Raw genomic sequence first — 17,492 nt, forward strand, 5'->3', positions numbered from 1 at the left:
GATTCTCCAGTGTAAATTCAGTTAAAACTTATTAGTTTTCAGAAGAAGTACTTCTTTCCAGCGGTAGGCACATGGTAAAGCATGCACCGTCCCCTTCTTCTGATATCAATTCCAGTCGGCCTTCATGTGCTCGACATACCATTTGTACAACCGCTAAGCCTAGACCTGTACCTTGCGAACGAGTGGTAAAGAAGGGTTCCATAATTTTACCTTGAAGCTCTTTCGGTACTCCGGGGCCACTGTCTTGCACTGATATTTTAAGCTCGCCGTTTACGGGCCTAAAAAAAACATCGATCTGCGATTCCTTACCCGCAATTTGAACCGCGTTCAACACTAGGTTGCTTAACGCTGAGGCGATAGCATTGGCGTTGCCAAACATTTGAGTCTTTTCGCCCTCAACTTCCTGGCAATAATCAATCTGGTTGGTTTTCAATGCCGCTTCCACCATAGGGTGAAATTCAGTGATCAATTCAGCTACAGTAAATGGCTTAACCACTTTGTTGTCACCACCTTTGGCAAACAGCAGCATGTCGTTCACTTGCTTCTCTAAGTCATGCAATCTATCCATAAGCTTAGATTGAAAACGTGTCTTTGTTGCCGGCGGCAGGTTTGGCGCGGCAAGGTTTGATGCATACAGCATCGCACTTGAAAGCGGCGTACGAACCTGATGGGCAAGCGAGGCCACCATTCTGCCTAATGAAGACAAGCGTTGAAGATCACTCACGCGAGACTGCAATAGTCGGGTCTCGGTCAGATCGGTAATCAAAATAAGCTGACCCGTGGTAGAGGCTGAAATTGCCAAACGCACTTTTCGCCCGTTCTTCAATGAGATCTCATGACCGTCATCGTCTTTTGGGTCGAAGGCACTTTGAATCACTGAAAACCACTTCTCGCCGACTAACTCAACACCAAGAATACGGTGCGCTTCAGGGTTCGCTTCTCTCACTTCACCGTGTGTATCTAACAAGATGACTCCTGCTGGCATCACGTCGAGCACTTGCTTATAGCGCTCAACCTGCTGTTCAACAGAATCTAGGTGAGATTGATTTTCTGGTTCGTTAGATACGTGCATGTCAAAAATTTGCCTCAAATACTAAAACAGCCTGAGACGTACAACACGAGTCAGGCTATTTGCTATATTTATCACATAGTTAAGCAAGCAACAACTCGACTATGGTTTATCTATTCACTTAGCTAGAGTTGCCCAATAGCTAAAAGTGTGTGTTAGTTTTTCGTTTTCATCTAAAACTGTACACTATCGCTGCAAGTTATATTTACGCATTTTTTCAACCAGAGTGGTTCTACGCATTCCAAGCATGTCAGCAGCACGAGCAACAATGCCGCCCTGCGCTTCCAAGGCTTGGTTGATCATATTCACTTCCATATCCGCAAGTAGTTCTTTCAAGTTAACCCCTTCTGGCGGTAACTCTTGAGGAGCGTTAGCATTGTCGGCAATATCATCTTGCTGCTCAAAGCTGAAATCTTCTGAGAATAAGTCAGCAAGTGCATCACGCTCTTGCTCTTCTTCAGATCCAAAGCTATTAAACTCTGGCTGGAACTCAGGGATATCGCTGTATCGATATTTAGTTGGTAGGTGATTCACATCTACTAAGCTGTTTGGATACAAGATAACCATTCGCTCAACAAGGTTCGCAAGTTCACGAACGTTACCCGGCCAGTAATGCTCCATCAAAGAGTTGATAGCACGAGCCGTGAAACAGATAGGCATGCTGCCTTCCGCTTCCATTCGAGTCATCAGTTCTTGAAGCAACAGTGGAATATCTTCTTTACGGTCTTGAAGCGCCGGCATTTCAATCGGGAATACATTCAAGCGATAGTAAAGGTCTTCACGGAACGAATCATCGTCGATCATATCTTCAAGGTTGCGATGCGTTGCCGCAATTACTCGAACGTCAGCTTGTATGGTGCTATTGCCACCCACGCGTTCAAAACATCGCTCTTGCAGTACTCGTAGCAGCTTAACCTGCATCGCCATTGGCATATCGCCAATCTCATCAAGAAACAGTGTGCCACCTTCAGCCAATTCAAAGCGGCCTTTACGTGCGGTAATCGCACCAGTAAATGCGCCCTTCTCATGACCAAATAGTTCACTTTCAAGCAAATCAGGTGGAATCGCGCCACAGTTCACTGGCACGAAAGGCCCTGAACGACGTTTAGAGTGATAGTGAATGTTACGCGCTACAACTTCTTTACCTGTGCCTGACTCACCAAGAATCAGCACGTTAGCTTCTGTAGAAGAGACTTGTTCAATTAAGTGACGTACTTCTTGAATGCCAGCACTTTGTCCGACTAGGCTGCGAAACAGTGTGTTCTTACGTGCTGAAGACACAACTTGAACACCTTTACGGCCTAAGAAGTCTTTACAGTGTCTTAATGCATCACTTAATTGCGGGTAGTTAAGAGGAAGTTCAAGCTCACCAACATAGTTAGTTAACTCGTCAACCGGGTGATTGTTTTTGCCAATCACCAGTAAAGGGATGTGATTGGCGTGAACAAGCTTCTCATTCAGTAATGCGTTGAAGCCTTTACCTTTAATGGTACCAATAATGCAACCGGCCCACTGTTGTGACCAGTCAACTTTACGTGCTTGTTCAGAGCTGATTACTTCGCAGCTCTCTCCTACAAACTCTAATATTGTGCTTAAATTGTGACGATCTTGAGCGTTATCGTCGACGACAAGCAGTTTTGCCAAACCTTGCATAAGTAGGAATTATTGCCTTTATTTTGGTGCGATGCGGAAAAACGGTGAGCGACGCAATCTATAAAACAGAGATAAGTATCAACGATTATGTTTTACGTGGACAAATTTAGGAAATCAGCAACGAAAAAAGCCATTAGGCTATCTAATGGCTTCTATTTTATTTGATTAAAAAAATAAGGCAACCAACCAATTAAGGGATATGAGATTGGTTAAAACTGCAATTTTTCTTTAAATACCTACGTCAGCTGACGTCAAGTTGTGATATTCGTTCGGAATTTGGTCCCAAGCGCTCTTAATTTCACGAATAATATCGATAACATCATCAATAGGCTGTGGGTCATTTTTGTGATTTGCCGCAGAAATTTGCGTGATCATGAACTCATAAAGTTGATCTAGATTTTTCGCAATATCGCCACCATCGTCCATAGATAGGCAACTGCGTAGACTAATAATGATATCTAGAGCCTTACCAAGTCGCTCACCTTTTACTGGGATGTTGCCCGCTTGCATTGCCGCTTTACCTTGAATCAAACGCTCGATAGCACCGGCCATTAGCATTTGTACAATCTTATGCGGTGAGGCAGCTGTTAGCTGACTATCCACTGATACCTTTTTATATGCCTGTAAAGAACCGCGCATAGTAAACCTCTTCTATAAAAACTTTTTGTATTGTTGAACTGATTTAGCGCCGTGACGGTATTTGTGTAGGGTCTTACCTACTCGACTCGTCTCAGACTGCATCAATTCGACTAATTTTCTGGTTCTGGTAATGGCTTCAAACCATTCAGAACTTTGCTTAACGTCGGGATGTGAGTCGATTATTTGAAGCACGTTTTGCAATAACTGTTCTCTGTTATCGACTAGCTGCGTGATTTCTTCAGCATTAATTTCACTAAATTCAAGTTTGGAGATAATTAGTTGATCGAGTTCACAAAGCTCTTGTAGCTGGCTATTCATCTATTAGCCCAACGCATTCATCATACTGCCCAACTGAGATTGCATCTTACTGGTCGCATCTTGCATGGCAGTGAATTTAGAGTGGGTACGGCTCTCTAGGCTGTCCATGCGGCGGTCAAGCGCGCTTTGGTCATCAACTAAACGGTAGTTTTGCTCGACCAAGCTCTTTTCTCTAGTACGGATTGAACCCGTGATACCTGTGATACCTTGAATCGCATCTTCCACTTTTTTGGCGAAGCCGTTGTTGCCACCAAAGAACTCGCCCAACTTATCAAAGTTATTGTTGAGTTGACGATCAAGCATGTCGTAGTTGATTTCTAGCGAGCCTTGTCTTGTGGTGGTGATACCGAATTCAGTCAAAGACTTAAGGTTGTCAGGCGCACCTTCGATACTTGATGAGAACACCCCTTTCAATCGCGAGTCGGCGTTACGCACTGTACTGTCACCAGAAAGCGGCCCTTTTTGGCCGGTCGTTGGATCAACACCTGCCAAGCTCTTAGAGACTTGGTAAAATTGATTGTAAGAGTTAACGAAAGCTTCAATGTCTTGGCGCACACTATTACGGTCGTACTCCACACCAATCTCTGCCGGTGGCTTATCTTTTGGCGTTTTTCCTTTCACCGTAATGTCGATACCTTCTACGGCATCTTCAATCACATTGTTGTTACTAGACAATTGAGCTACGCCATCCAAGACGACCATTGAATCTTGTCCCGCTTGGACTTCAGTCATGCCGCTATAGGTATCAAAAGACTGTTGAGCTTGAGCAAGATCAGCTTGCACTTTATCGACTTGCTCTAAAAGCTCACGCTCTTCAGGTTCTAATTTCGCACGTTCAATTGTTTTGGCTTGCTCAGCGGTCAATTCGCCTTTTTGAACTTTTTCAGCAAGATCGGCTTTTTCTTGTGAAATTTTCTCTTCGATACGCGCTTGCTCCGCCTCAAGCTTTTGTTGGGCTTCTTTCGGTGTCACGTATGAATCGGTCAGAGTACCTGAGGCAGCATTTGACCACCCCGGCACATCGGGTGCCTTCTCTATCGCTTTTTCATCAAGCTCAAGTTCTGGTGTATTGTAAGAATTTAAAAGAGTTCCTGACGCGGTTTCAGTCCAGCCGGGGATATTATCTTCAGGCATCACCGACTTTGCCGCTTTAGCTGCATCAAGAGCTGCTTGGCCGTCGGCTGCGGCTTGTTCTCCGTAGCTGAGACTTTTAGAGCCTCCGTCAACACCAGAAGTAGAATCGGTTTGAGATTTAGAGATGACATTGCCATCTTCATCGAGTGTTTCACTCGCATTTGGATCATCGTTCGAGATCGCGTCATCAACGAGTTCCGCGGCTTTTCCTGCAGGGGTTAGAGCTAGAATATCTTGAGCAGCAACGCGCGCTTTCTCTAGCGCTTTAACACGTTCTTCAAGCGTTTTGTATTCGAGTTTTTTCAGGGGATTGGCAGCGTCTGACTCAACATTAATGCTGATCTGCTGATCGGAACCAGACTGGTTCGAGGCAATTATAAGTCTTGGACCTTCGACATCGTTGATAATAGATGCACGAACGCCTGGGTTGCTATCTGCACCATTGATACCACGAACAACTTCGATAAGTCTCGATCTGTCGCCAACTTGCACGTCAAAGCTGTCATCACCAAGCGAAACCTGCAGCTTACCTGGGCCAAATTTCATGTCCTCTGATAGAACATCAGAAGCCACTTTATGGCTTTGGGCAAGCTGCAACACATCGATGGCATATTTGCCAGCGATCGCTTCGGTAGTCGCGGTTGCAGAGACAAGACCGTCATCGGTACTTTCAACTGTTCTCACAGCAAAAGCTTTTTCCTGACGAAAGTTTGTCATCAGGTTTTTCATCGAATCAAGGGATTCTCTGAGTCTTCCATAGGCACTAATGCTGGTATCGATTCGCGTTCGTTCATTGTCGATTCGTTGCTGTTTAGGCACACGCTCCGAATCAACAATTTTGCTGACCATGGAATTGATATCCATGCCAGACGAAATCCCCATTGGGCCAAAACTCATTAAACCACCTCAATAATACGACTTAAACCTTCACCTCAAATATTCGACTATTCGAGTTTTGGGCTGCTAGGCGTCTTAGAATTTCAAGCATTTCTTCATCAGGGATCTGGCGAATAATATCACCGGTTGTGGTCTCATAAATGGTAACCACATCTCTCCCAGATTCTTCATCAACCTTAAAAGCTACACCTTTATTGAGAGAGGAGATAAACTCGTTTACCTTCTCCACCATTTTGACTCGTTCTTCATCATTTAACTCTTGTCTATGTTGAGCTAATTGAATCGCCGCTTCGGTAGCTTCCTCTTTCGATTTATCTACCTTGCCATAAGATGTTGCTTCTTTTAGTCGCGAAATACTCGACGCACTACTACCTTCATCGCTTGCAATTTTAATGCCATTAGGTGAGCCATAAGGCTGGATGTTCGATGCGTTGGATGATATTTCCATAACACTCTCCCTCCATCCTTTATGAGCCAAACAGTAAAACTCTACTCAGAGTAGAGTTTACCGCTACTTACCGAGGTAAGTTTAGCCCAATAAGCTTAGAGCTGCTGATGGTGACTGTTTTGCTTGAGCTAGGATAGAAGTACTCGCCTGTTGTAGGATTTGAGACTTAGTCATAGCCGTTGTTTCTTTCGCGTAATCGGTATCTTTGATACGGCTCTTAGACGCATTAACGTTTTCGTTGATGTTATCTAAGTTACTGATTGCGTGGTCAAAACGGTTTTGGAAAGCACCAAGAGATGCACGGTTACTATCAACAGATTTTAGTGCGCCATCGATGATAGATACCGCTTCGTTTGCACCAGCAACAGAAGTTACATCGATATCATTAACAGTCACGTCTTTAGCTGCACCAATACCAAGCTCACCAGCAAGGCTGCCGCCGAACTCAACATCGCCTTCAACTTTTTGGCTTGAAGCGAAAAGTTGCAGTTTGCCGCCTTCACCTACCGACGCTTTTACGTCTTGGCTTTGACCGTTGATGTAAGTCGCTAGCTCTTCGATGTCATTGCCTTCTTTTGCAGAAATAGACAACTCTTGAGCTTCACCAAACTTATCGTTGTACTTAATCGTTAGATCAGAACCGGCACCTACACGCCAAGAAGCATCTTTGCCTTCTTCTACGCCGTAACTCTTACCGCCCATGTCTTTAGTATCAGTACGCATGTTGTTCATAGAAAGCATTACAGCTTCACCAGAATCTGCGCCGATTTGGAAAGATTGACTACCGTAAGTACCGTTAAGAAGCTTGTTACCACCAAAAGAGGTCGTTTCAGCAATTCGGTTAAGTTCTGTATTTAGAGCAGAGACTTCTTCTTGGATCGCAACACGTTCAGATTTGCTGTTTGAACCATTTGAAGATTGAAGAGAAAGGTCACGCATACGTTGCAGAATGTTGGTTGACTCATTCATTGCACCTTCAGCTGTCTGTGCAATAGAGATACCGTCATTCGCGTTTTTCACAGCCATATCTAGGCCACGGCTTTGCGACGTTAAGCGGTTAGAGATTTGTAGGCCTGCAGCATCATCTTTTGCGCTATTTATTTTATAGCCAGAAGACAAACGCTCCATTGATTTTTGAGTACCTTCAGCCGCGCTATTTAGGTAGCGCTGAGCCGTCATTGCAGACACATTTGTGTTTACATTAATCGCCATAGTTGATCTCCTTTAGGCATTTTTTAATGCACTTATGTGACTCTCACCTCACACAAATACATGTCAATTTTGTTTATGCACCAGTGTCTCTCTCACCTTACATTGGTACATATCATTTCTCTCAATCCCTTTAACGGCCCCTCAAGTAGAAGCTTTAATAAAAAATGTGTTTTTTTTCGTATTCTTTTCAACAACAAAGAAAAGTGTGATCGGGATTCAATTAATAGGGCGACATTCGCTAAAGTTTCCATTCAGCTCGGATCAATGGGCGTGGTGTTGAATATAAAAACCAAAAAAGATCCCTGATATCTCGTTCGACTCGATTCTGGGATGACGAAAGACTGCTTACCAGCACTGCACTTTTCCAGAGACACCTTCGCCAAATTGCAGGCAATAAAAAACCCAGCCGAAGCTGGGTCTGTTTAGCGCTCATCTCTCACCACGAGCTAATTTGTGGAAGCCTAACGTTAACGCTTATGATCAACAGCGTTTATAACCAACGTGGCTTTTTAATCGATTAACCTAGTAGGCTAAGTGCCGAGTTCGGCGCTTGCTTCGCTTGAGCAAGAATCGAGCTTGAAGCTTGAGAAAGGATCTGAGACTTAGTCATCTGAGTCGTTTCTTTCGCGAAATCGGTATCTTTAATACGGCTCTTAGATGCGTTAACGTTCTCGTTAATGTTGTCTAAGTTGCTGATCGCGTGGTCGAAACGGTTTTGGAAAGCACCTAGCTCAGCACGGTGGCTGTCTACGTATTTAAGTGCCGCATCGATAACAGCAACTGATTCTTGAGCGCCACCTACAGACGTTACGTCAATAGTATCAACCGTCACTTCTTTGCCTGCTTGCATACCTAGTTCACCCGCAAGCGCACCAGAGAATTCAACACTGCCTTCAACCTTATTGTTGCCTGCAAACATTTGTAGCTTGCCATCTTCAGTTACCGACGCTTTTACAGAGTCTTGTTGACCATTAATGTACGTTGCTAGCTCTTCGATATCGTCACCCGCTTTTGCGCTGATATCGACTTCTTGAGCTTGACCAAAGTTGTCTGTAAACGTCATTTTCAGGTCGTTAGAGCCCGCTTGAACGTTCCAGTCTTTGTCTTTTGCGTTGTCAGTTTGGTAGCTCTTACCACCCATCTGAGCATTATCAGAGCGCATGTCTTTCAGCTGAAGCATTACCGCTTCGCCGTTATCCGCACCGATTTGGAATGATTTAGTACCGTGAGTACCGTTAAGTAGCTTGTTGCCACCAAAAGACGTCGTTTCTGCAATACGGTTCAGTTCGTCGTTTAGTGCTGTTACTTCTTCTTGAATCGCTACACGCTCAGATTTTGAGTTTGAGCCATTTGAAGATTGTAGAGACAAATCACGCATACGTTGCAGGATGTTTGTTGTCTCGTTCATTGCACCTTCAGCAGTTTGTGCAATAGAGATACCATCGTTCGCGTTACGAACAGCAACATCAAGGCCGCGGCTCTGAACGTTCAAACGGTTAGAGATTTGTAGGCCCGCAGCGTCATCTTTTGCGCTGTTGATTTTAGAGCCTGAAGCTAAACGCTCCATTGATGTTTGTTGCGCGCTGTTTGCGTTGTTTAGGTAACGTTGCGCTGTCATCGCTGATACGTTTGTATTTACATTCACTGCCATGGTGATTTCTCCAATTGATTTTCCGGTATAGCGGTTTCCGACGTCTCGGAAAACCAAGTAGTTCTCTCAAAGTTACTTTTAATAACGGCGCGAAAATCAGAAGCTTTAGGAAAACTTTTAAAAAACCACAAAAAAAATATTAATTTAATATTTATCAATAACTTAATTTTGATGACTTTCTAATACAGTTATAGATTTCAATTGAGAAAAGATCTTGAACTGTTTAAAAAACGTTCGAATCGTCGTCTAAATTGCTCAAGTCGGAGAAATGATCGATCGCAAAAGATCTCTCGATTAGGCAGATCTTGTGTAATAGATGAAATTATTTACCGTGAAGAAGAACAATCAACTAGAAATTTTAGAAAGGTAGAGCGAGAAAATTCGCAGGAAAATAAATAGCAAAAACAGAAAGGAAAAAGCCCCTTTTCCTTTGAGAGAACCGGGGCTAGTTGGCAGGTCAGAGCCTGTGTGGAGATCATCGAGAAATGAACACATTTCTGACGCGCCGTTGCATTCTTACCGTAAAAATGAATAGCAGGTGAGAGATGAGAGAGCTAAACACTCATAGTAAGTATGCTTGCCAGTTTCCCTTGCTACATGGCTCACGTCTGAACACGAGCAGCAAGTTCAACCAATAACTATTGCAATAGTGTCATTGCAGAGTTAGGCAACTGTTTTGCTTGAGCAAGTATCGAAGTACCTGCTTGCTGCAGAATTTGTGACTTGGTCATTTGCGTCGTCTCTTTCGCAAAGTCCGTATCTTTGATTCGGCTGTTTGAAGCGTCTACGTTCTCTTGAACGTTTGCTAAGTTATTAATACTGTGGCTTAGACGGTTCTGTTTCGCACCCAAATCAGCACGCTGTGAATCTACGTATTTCATTGCAGAATCAATCACGCTAATAGCATTCTGTGATCCTGCAACACTCATCAAACTAATATCTTGAACCGATGTTGCGCGACCTTCGCTCTTAATACCTAGCTCAGACGCTAGGCCACCAGAGATAGACATTGCTCCCTCAAGATCAGGTTCAGCAACGAATAGTTGAATGCGACCATCATCAGTAACCGATGCGTTCACAAGGTCCGATTGACCATTAATATAAGTCGCGAGCTCTTCGATATCATCACCTGCTTTGGTATTGATATCTAAAACGATGTCTTCACCCGCTTTAGTTTTGAATTCGAGCTTAAGGTCGCGAGCTTGAGCAGGCACTTCCCAACTCTTATCTTTACCATTCTCAGAATCAAACGTCGTACCACCCATGCGGAAGTCATCAGCACGAACACTAGTGAGTCCCATGATCATTGCTTCACCAGAGCTTGCACCAATCTGGAATGACGCTTCACCAAAGGAGCCGTTCAATAGACGACGGCCACCAAAAGATGTGGTTTCCGCGATACGGTTAAGCTCATCTTGAAGCGCCGATGATTCTTCATTGAGCGCGGTACGTTCAGCTGCGGTGTTAGTTCCGTTAGATGATTGAATAGCGAGGTCTCGCATACGTTGTAGTACGTTAGTTGATTCATTCATCGCACCTTCAGCGGTTTGTGCAATTGAAATACCATCATTGGCATTGCGCATTGCCACGTCTAAACCACGTGATTGTGCCGTTAAACGGTTAGAGATTTGCAGACCGGCTGCATCATCTTTCGCGCTGTTGATTTTATGCCCTGATGACAAACGCTCCATTGAGGTCGCTAAATCATTAGACGCTTTATTCAGGTAACGCTGTGCTGTCATAGCAGAAACGTTAGTGCTTACATTAATAGCCATTTTGCTCTCCTTATGAGTTCGCAAACTTTCTGCGAAGCGGCCAGCTTTACTCTCATATGGATAAGCACTGACCGTGTATTACTCGCTAAACCCTATGCAGAGTTTAAGATCTGTATAAATCATTTTATGACCAACACAGATACAAGTTATATGCCAAGTTTAATACTGTTTTGATTAATTTTTAATGCGCATAAAATCAATCACTTAAATTAAAACTTAACTTAATTTGGTTTAACTAGCTTAGGAAACAAAGGTACCTTCATTCGCCCATTGCCGCTTTTTGCCGCTATTCTCAAACAGATAGCATCCTGTATAAAAAACGGTAAAGGTTGAAGTAATTCGCTCGTACGGCATAGCACATACGGCAAAGAATCTAACTTCAATGGTGAGTGTTAATTCACCGCTATATACCGATTGATTATTAAATATAGTTAAACAAGGTCAGGTCTTTGGTTTTACCAAACGCTTGTTGAGAAGCTTGTAATGCTCTAGAGTTTTCATTGAATTCAATGATTGCCTTCGAGTAATCCAAGTCTTCAAAGTTGCTTTTTGCTTTCGCTAAAGACAACTTAAAATCTTCATGTTGCTGTTCTTGGATATCTAGCGTATTCAACCGCGCACCAACATCCGTTCTAGCCTTAGTCAAATGAATAAAAGCAGCATGGAACTCTTCGGTTACTTGTTGTAATTTTGCGGTTGCTGATGCATCGGACACTGATGATTCTGCAAGTATTGCTGCATCTTGAAAGGTATCAAATATTGAAAAAGAGCTTCTTGGTTCCAAGGTTATCGAATCACCTTTGGTGATTTGACCTTTGATTTGAATACTCAAGCCTTCATATTCAATACCTTTAGACGGCTCAAAATCTTCTACGGAAACCGTGCTACCATCTTTTTCGAGTTGATAAGCAAATTTGCCATTTTGCATATCTACAAAAGTAATTTTGTAGGTTGATTCGTCTTGCAAAGATTCGTTTGTTGCTCTTTCAAGTAACAATGCAGAGGCTGGCTGCAAATCATATTGAGGTTCATAATCACCGAATGGATTATCGATCTCCATAAACAGCTTGCTACCCGGATCGTTCATCGCCATTTCAAAACTGCTTGCCACACGCATCTTGCGTTGATAATCATCACCGGCATAACTGACATGACCTTCATTATCTCGGAAAAATGGCTGATTCTTAGGTTTTGTACCTGCAAATGTATAGTTACCCGACTCATCTTGGGAGTTAGACATATGCAAAAAATTACTCGCTAACTCTTGAATTTCGCGTCTCTTTGCAAGGCGATCTTCTGGAGATAATGAGCCGTTGACCATTTCCATCACGGTACGTTTTGCGTCATCAGCAAAATCCTCCGAATTAGAAATCATGACTTCTTGATGTTCTAATCGATTACGAACCAAGACTATTGCGTCACTATATTGCTTGAGTTGTTCTGACTGCTGACCAATGTTCTGTAAATAGTGCGTTGCCAATGGGTCATCACTTGGCGACTGTAACTTTTTGCCCGAAGCGAGTTGTGCTTGGTTGTGATGCACCTTGTTCTCTTGGCGGCGCAAGTCATTTTGTACTGACTGATAATTATGGAAGCTAGAGATACGATTCAACATTTATACCTTCCTATCTCAGAGCCAAAATAGTGTTAAACGTATCGTTGGCTGCTTGCATGATGCGTGAAGAAGCCATATACGCTTGTTGAAATTTCATCATATTTGCCGCTTCTTCATCGAGGTTAACTCCCGAGATCGAAGCAATACGTTCTTGAGCTGACTGCTTTTCTAACGTTGCGATATCATTCAAGCGATTTGCCGTTGAAGACTTCAAGCCCGTATTGGTATTCAAGTTGTGATAAAGTTCTAAAATCGTAGACTCGCCATCATTCAACATCTTGCCTGTTTGGAGATCTTGTAGTTTACGTAGGTTTCCGTTATCACCTTCTGATGGGACAAGGTTTGCCGTAAATTTATCGTTTGCCACCGCGCCACCGGTTAACTCAAAGGTCGTGCCATTGATGGTCACAGGTCCTTGTGGTGGGTACGGCTGCGGCTGCATTAAAATATTACCTTTCGGGTCAGTCACAGCAAACTGCTCACCTTTTGGTGAAACAATCACTTCAAACTCACGCAGCTGACCCGCCTCTATGATTTTGAACCCAGCAGTACCCTTGGCAAACGTGGTCGAAGCTTCATAGCTTTGAGCAGCGATGTCTTTTGGATCTTTGGTTTCCATCTGAATCTGAGCGGCAAAATTACGCGTTGGACGCAGTAACAGTTTCTCTCCTAGTTCAGGAGGATTACGTACTTCCACTCGCATGCCATCAAGATAAAAAGCGCTACCGCTAGAGTCGGTTGCCATCTTAACGCTCTCACCGTTCGGCTTAGTCACGACATAATCACTGCCATCGTATTTCAGGCCATACTCACCGCCTTTTAGGGCAGAGGTATCCTCAATATATACCGCAACATCTGCTTTTGATTGCCCGCTAGCCGTGACACGAGATTTTGCCACCCGCTCTGAGTTCACATCGGTAAACAGGTCCTTACCTACGTTGCCGTTAAGATCCAAACCTTGTTCTTGAAGACTATTTACTTCGTATGAAAACGCGGTCGCCAAACGGCCAAGCTCATCCATGATTGCTGGAATATGCTCGTCTCTCATGTCTAGCATGGCACCAATTTTTCCATCGATATCACTGCTGGTGATCGGTTTTAAAGACTTACCTTCAACAATCGCTAAACGACGTTGATGCGCATCGGGCAAGCCATCAACCATTTTCAGTTGACTTGCTTCACTACCTGAAACCAAGGTGTGACCATTACCGATATGAACGTTAAACCCTTCGGCATTCGAGCGCGGCGTTACCGTCACTTTGGTGTAACCAGATAGCTCATTAATTAGCTTTTCGTGCTGATCTCGTAGGTCGTTATGAGGCCCAGGAGTTCGCATCATTAAGCGTTGTACGTCACGGATCTCGTAAGCAAGTTGGTTAACTCGCTCGATACCCATGTCTAATTTTTTGTTCGTAGAATCAGACTGTTGGCGAACCGTTTCATGAAACTCATTCAACGTTTTACTTAATAACCCAGCTTTTTCTAATACAACCTTTCGCGCACCAACGTCATTCGGTGTATCGGCCAATGTTTTAACTGAATCAAACCATTCATTAAGGTTTTCTGGAATCTTCTTCGAAGCAACCGATGACAACATGCTCGACAGCATGTCTAGATTGGCTTCGGTATCACCTTTATTGGCGGCATTGGTTGTCGATAAGTTAAGTTCGTTGACGGCAAATTGGTCCCAAGAGCGGCGAACATTTTCCACATGCACACCCATACCGTAGCTTTGGCCACCGTACTGACGCGGGTCATTAACACCTTGAATCACAGATTGGCGGCTATAGCCCTCTGTGTTGGCGTTAGAAATGTTATGACCAGTGGTGTTTAGCTGTCTCTGAGCAGTAAGAACACTTTGTGCCCCTACATTCAGAAGATCCGACGCCATAATACCCCCAAAAAACTTAACAAAATCAGGATAAACTGATTAACTACAACCGCATATTACTAAGATATTTAGCAATATATGTGCCAACAGAGAAAGCGGAGAGATAAAAGACAATAATTTATTGATGTATAAGGAGATAACGATGAGAGACGTGGCAAGATCGGAAGGGGAAAATAAGAAAAGAGCCTGCCAATGGCAAGCTCTCAATGTTCATTAAAGGTGATTAGTTCATCTCATCAATCTTGGCTTTAACTCGCAACACCTTTTCTGCATAGTTAGGGTCAGTTGCGTAACCAGCCTGATGAATGCCTTTGATGAAATTCTCTGAATTGCCTTGATGCTGTAGCGCTGTTTCGTATCTTGGGTTTTCGTTCAAGAACTTCACGTAATCATTAAAGCTATCTTCGAAATTAGAGTAAGAACGGAAAGACGCTGACTCTTTAACGGCTGTTTTGCCATGGAACTCAAGCGTTTGAGTCGCGACCTTATCGCCCTTCCAACTTCTATCTGCTTTGATGTTGAATAGGTTATTACTGTTGCCCAAAGAGTTCTTAATCATCTTAGAGCCCCAACCTGTTTCAAGTGCTGCTTGTGCCAATAGCAGTGACGAGTCAACACCGAGTGCGCTCGCCGCTTTTTCAGCGTAAGGCTTCATCGACGTAACAAACGATTCTGGAGAATCAAATGAAGCGGGTTGTTTTGCTGCTGACATGGCTGTTGCTGACTTAGCTGATTGAACTTCAGAGAATTTCTCTTCTGAACGGCCTGAATACTGAGGTCTTTGCAGTGAAGTATCAAAACCTTCACTACGAACCTTATCTTCTGTCGCATCACTTGCTTGGCCTGCACTTAGCTGAGCAACAATCATATCCGCAAGACCAAGTGAACCTGATGCACTGAGTTCACTCGCCATTTGGTCATCTTGCATCTGACGATAGAACTGCTCGTTCTGGCTGTTCAGCATATCTGACTTGAAACTAGAGTTTGCATCACGCATCGACTTAAACAGCATCGACGTAAAAATCGATTCAAACTGTTTTGCAGCTGCTGTGAGTGCTTCTTTTTCACTGCCTTCTTCACCGTTTACTGCTTGTTGACGAAGACGGTCTAAGCTGCCGATGTCGTGAATAAAGCCGATGTCATTGTTGTTCTTAATCATGCTTTACTCCTTAGATAATGATCAACTGGCCTTCAATCGCACCCGCTTGTTTCAGTGCTTGAAGGATTGCCATTAAATCAGAAGGTGCAGCGCCCACTTCATTGACTGCGCGGACCAAATCGTCCAGCGTTAAGCCAGGTTCAAATTTGAACATCTTGCCATCGCCTTCCGTGATCTCAATATCGGAATCAGGAACCACTACCGTTTGGCCACCAGAGAATGCATTCGGTTGACTTACGTTTAGATTTTCTTTGATTGCAACCGTCATACCACCGTGGGTTACCGCCGCCGCTCTTAGTCGAACGTGCTTACCAACCACAATCGTACCAGTACGTGAGTTAACGATGATTTTTGCAGAGCCCTCTGCAGGATCGAATTCGATGTTTTCGATGGCAGAGAGGAAAGCCACACGTTGGCTGATTTCTCTAGGAGCGCGAACTTTTACTGACGTCGCGTCAACCGCAGATGCCATTTGTGGACCTAAAAAATTGTTAACCGCATCAGCCATACGCTGAGCCGTTGTAAAATCTGATTGGATTAGGTTAAAGGTGATGTAGTCGCCACGGCCAAATGGGGTTGGGATCTCTTGTTCTACTGTTGCGCCGCTAGAAATGATGCCAACATTAGGGTTGTTGCCGACAATCTTAGAACCGTCGTTACCTTGTGCACTAAAGCCACTTACTACCAAGTTACCTTGCGCGACCGCATACACTTGACCGTCTAGACCTTTCAAGAAGGTCTGTATCAGTGTGCCACCACGTAAGCTTTTTGCCGAACCGATAGAAGATACGGTTACGTCAACTTCCTGACCTTGCTTAGAGAAGGCTGGCAATTCAGCAGTCACAATAACGGCCGCTACGTTTTTTGTTTTTGGCTTAGTGCCGGGCGGCAATTGGATGCCAAAATTTTGCAGCATCGCGTTAAATGTTTGATCGGTAAAGGGAGTTGTCTCACCTGTACCCGGCAAACCTGTCACCAAACCGTAGCCAACAAGTTGGTTACTACGAACACCCGCCACTTTTGCCACGTCTTTGATACGCGCAGCATGGGCACTGGTGGCAAGAAATAGCATGCCGAATAGTACGAGTGTTAGTTTTTTCATTGAGTAACCTGTCTGTATTGCTTTAATTTATAATAGCTTAGCTAGATATGGTGCGCGATAGAAGCTGTCAGTATGTCGACACCCTCTCAAGCTCTACAGTGATACATTAAAGAATCGTGCCAAGAATCCAGGCTCTTGCATATCTTTTTGCACGCCAGTCCCTGAGTACTGAATTCGTGCGTTAGAAACACGGTTTGAAGCGATGGTATTTTCGAAATCAATATCGTCTGGACGTATAGTGCCGCTTAGACGGATGTACTCATCACCCGTGTTCAGTGTCATCCACTTTTCACCACGAACCACTAGATTGCCATTGGCTAAGACTTCGATAACTTCAACGGTAATATAGCCGCTGATGCTGTTACTTTGGTTGGCTGACGCATCACCCGCAAAGGTATTGGTGTTGCTCAGATCATAAGAGAAGTTGTACTTGTCTATCGTCAGCTCTTGGCCACCCACAGCCAAAGGTTCCATCGATGCATCGTTCGACTTAGACATGTCGGCATTGGCTTTTTTGGTCGCTCGAGTATTCTCATCTAGCGCTACGGTAATAATGTCACCAATGCCACGCGGTTTTGAGTCATCGTACATGCTGCCAATATGATTGATATTGAACAGTGAGCCTGTTGCCGCTGCGTAATGTTCTGGTTTTTCTTTTGGATTGATTGGCGCCCATGCTGGATCACCCGCGATTGGGTCGGTTCTGCCACGAAGCGTGTCGATAATGCCAGAGCTTTCATCTGCCGACTTATCACCTTCTACCGCATCAACCACTGTGGTCGCGTTCTCTTGCGCTGGAGTTTCAATAGGATCCAGTACTGTACAACCAGTCATCGAAGCTAACAGGGCTAAACAAAAAATACGTTTCATGGCGATATACTCTCAGCAAGTCGTTGTAAATAGTAGACAGTGGCAAACACGTCGATTAA

General features: G+C 44.0%; 14 protein-coding genes. All 14 read right to left on the reverse strand.

Going from position 1 to position 17,492, the window contains the following annotated elements; all coding sequences use genetic code 11:
- Window positions 1–31: 31 nt before the first annotated feature.
- Complete coding sequence (locus tag OQJ75_RS15395) at window positions 32–1,072, reverse strand: sensor histidine kinase (RefSeq protein ID WP_265970953.1); 1,041 nt, start codon at window positions 1,070–1,072, stop codon at window positions 32–34.
- Between the two features lie 183 nt (window positions 1,073–1,255).
- Window positions 1,256–2,722 carry a sigma-54 dependent transcriptional regulator gene (locus OQJ75_RS15400; protein WP_265970952.1) on the reverse strand — a complete coding sequence of 489 codons (1,467 nt, stop codon included), beginning with the start codon at window positions 2,720–2,722 and terminating at the stop codon, window positions 1,256–1,258.
- A gap of 228 nt (window positions 2,723–2,950) precedes the next feature.
- The gene (gene fliS, locus OQJ75_RS15405; protein ID WP_004736194.1) at window positions 2,951–3,361 is read right to left on the reverse strand and encodes a flagellar export chaperone FliS; all 411 of its coding nucleotides are present in this window, start codon (window positions 3,359–3,361) and stop codon (window positions 2,951–2,953) included.
- 12 nt (window positions 3,362–3,373) lie between these two features.
- Window positions 3,374–3,679, reverse strand: a complete 306-nt coding sequence (locus OQJ75_RS15410) for a flagellar protein FliT (RefSeq protein WP_017060688.1) — start codon at window positions 3,677–3,679, stop codon at window positions 3,374–3,376.
- Window positions 3,680–3,682: 3 nt separating this feature from the next.
- Window positions 3,683–5,710 (reverse strand): flagellar filament capping protein FliD, encoded by a 2,028-nt coding sequence (fliD, locus tag OQJ75_RS15415; RefSeq protein WP_265970951.1) that lies wholly within the window; start codon window positions 5,708–5,710, stop codon window positions 3,683–3,685.
- Between the two features lie 22 nt (window positions 5,711–5,732).
- Window positions 5,733–6,158 (reverse strand): flagellar protein FlaG, encoded by a 426-nt coding sequence (flaG, locus tag OQJ75_RS15420; RefSeq protein WP_248374284.1) that lies wholly within the window; start codon window positions 6,156–6,158, stop codon window positions 5,733–5,735.
- Window positions 6,159–6,239: 81 nt separating this feature from the next.
- Window positions 6,240–7,370, reverse strand: coding sequence for a flagellin (locus tag OQJ75_RS15425; RefSeq protein ID WP_248374283.1), 1,131 nt, complete (start codon window positions 7,368–7,370; stop codon window positions 6,240–6,242).
- 517 nt (window positions 7,371–7,887) lie between these two features.
- A complete protein-coding gene (locus OQJ75_RS15430; protein WP_248388051.1) occupies window positions 7,888–9,021 on the reverse strand; it encodes a flagellin in 1,134 nt (377 codons plus the stop codon).
- Window positions 9,022–9,659: 638 nt separating this feature from the next.
- A complete protein-coding gene (locus tag OQJ75_RS15435; protein WP_248374281.1) occupies window positions 9,660–10,796 on the reverse strand; it encodes a flagellin in 1,137 nt (378 codons plus the stop codon).
- 421 nt (window positions 10,797–11,217) lie between these two features.
- On the reverse strand, window positions 11,218–12,411 hold the full coding sequence (gene flgL, locus OQJ75_RS15440; protein ID WP_265970950.1) for a flagellar hook-associated protein FlgL: 1,194 nt from the start codon (window positions 12,409–12,411) through the stop codon (window positions 11,218–11,220).
- A 10-nt stretch (window positions 12,412–12,421) separates the two neighbouring features.
- A complete protein-coding gene (gene flgK / locus OQJ75_RS15445) occupies window positions 12,422–14,302 on the reverse strand; it encodes a flagellar hook-associated protein FlgK (RefSeq protein ID WP_265970949.1) in 1,881 nt (626 codons plus the stop codon).
- A gap of 223 nt (window positions 14,303–14,525) precedes the next feature.
- On the reverse strand, window positions 14,526–15,461 hold the full coding sequence (gene flgJ, locus OQJ75_RS15450) for a flagellar assembly peptidoglycan hydrolase FlgJ (RefSeq protein WP_248374278.1): 936 nt from the start codon (window positions 15,459–15,461) through the stop codon (window positions 14,526–14,528).
- A gap of 10 nt (window positions 15,462–15,471) precedes the next feature.
- Complete coding sequence (locus OQJ75_RS15455) at window positions 15,472–16,563, reverse strand: flagellar basal body P-ring protein FlgI (RefSeq protein ID WP_248374277.1); 1,092 nt, start codon at window positions 16,561–16,563, stop codon at window positions 15,472–15,474.
- Between the two features lie 93 nt (window positions 16,564–16,656).
- Complete coding sequence (flgH, locus tag OQJ75_RS15460) at window positions 16,657–17,433, reverse strand: flagellar basal body L-ring protein FlgH (protein WP_265970948.1); 777 nt, start codon at window positions 17,431–17,433, stop codon at window positions 16,657–16,659.
- Window positions 17,434–17,492 lie beyond the last annotated feature (59 nt).

Source organism: Vibrio sp. 14G-20, assembly GCF_026241515.1.
Taxonomy (GTDB): Bacteria; Pseudomonadota; Gammaproteobacteria; order Enterobacterales; family Vibrionaceae; genus Vibrio.

What these genes read in the sequence shown, in the direction of transcription:
- OQJ75_RS15395 (WP_265970953.1), bottom strand. Translation starts at nt 1,072, where the DNA reads ATGCACGTATCTAACGAACCAGAAAATCAATCTCACCTAGATTCTGTT.
- OQJ75_RS15400 (WP_265970952.1), bottom strand. Translation starts at nt 2,722, where the DNA reads ATGCAAGGTTTGGCAAAACTGCTTGTCGTCGACGATAACGCTCAAGAT.
- fliS (WP_004736194.1), bottom strand. Translation starts at nt 3,361, where the DNA reads ATGCGCGGTTCTTTACAGGCATATAAAAAGGTATCAGTGGATAGTCAG.
- OQJ75_RS15410 (WP_017060688.1), bottom strand. Translation starts at nt 3,679, where the DNA reads ATGAATAGCCAGCTACAAGAGCTTTGTGAACTCGATCAACTAATTATC.
- fliD (WP_265970951.1), bottom strand. Translation starts at nt 5,710, where the DNA reads ATGAGTTTTGGCCCAATGGGGATTTCGTCTGGCATGGATATCAATTCC.
- flaG (WP_248374284.1), bottom strand. Translation starts at nt 6,158, where the DNA reads ATGGAAATATCATCCAACGCATCGAACATCCAGCCTTATGGCTCACCT.
- OQJ75_RS15425 (WP_248374283.1), bottom strand. Translation starts at nt 7,370, where the DNA reads ATGGCGATTAATGTAAACACAAATGTGTCTGCAATGACGGCTCAGCGC.
- OQJ75_RS15430 (WP_248388051.1), bottom strand. Translation starts at nt 9,021, where the DNA reads ATGGCAGTGAATGTAAATACAAACGTATCAGCGATGACAGCGCAACGT.
- OQJ75_RS15435 (WP_248374281.1), bottom strand. Translation starts at nt 10,796, where the DNA reads ATGGCTATTAATGTAAGCACTAACGTTTCTGCTATGACAGCACAGCGT.
- flgL (WP_265970950.1), bottom strand. Translation starts at nt 12,411, where the DNA reads ATGTTGAATCGTATCTCTAGCTTCCATAATTATCAGTCAGTACAAAAT.
- flgK (WP_265970949.1), bottom strand. Translation starts at nt 14,302, where the DNA reads ATGGCGTCGGATCTTCTGAATGTAGGGGCACAAAGTGTTCTTACTGCT.
- flgJ (WP_248374278.1), bottom strand. Translation starts at nt 15,461, where the DNA reads ATGATTAAGAACAACAATGACATCGGCTTTATTCACGACATCGGCAGC.
- OQJ75_RS15455 (WP_248374277.1), bottom strand. Translation starts at nt 16,563, where the DNA reads ATGAAAAAACTAACACTCGTACTATTCGGCATGCTATTTCTTGCCACC.
- flgH (WP_265970948.1), bottom strand. Translation starts at nt 17,433, where the DNA reads ATGAAACGTATTTTTTGTTTAGCCCTGTTAGCTTCGATGACTGGTTGT.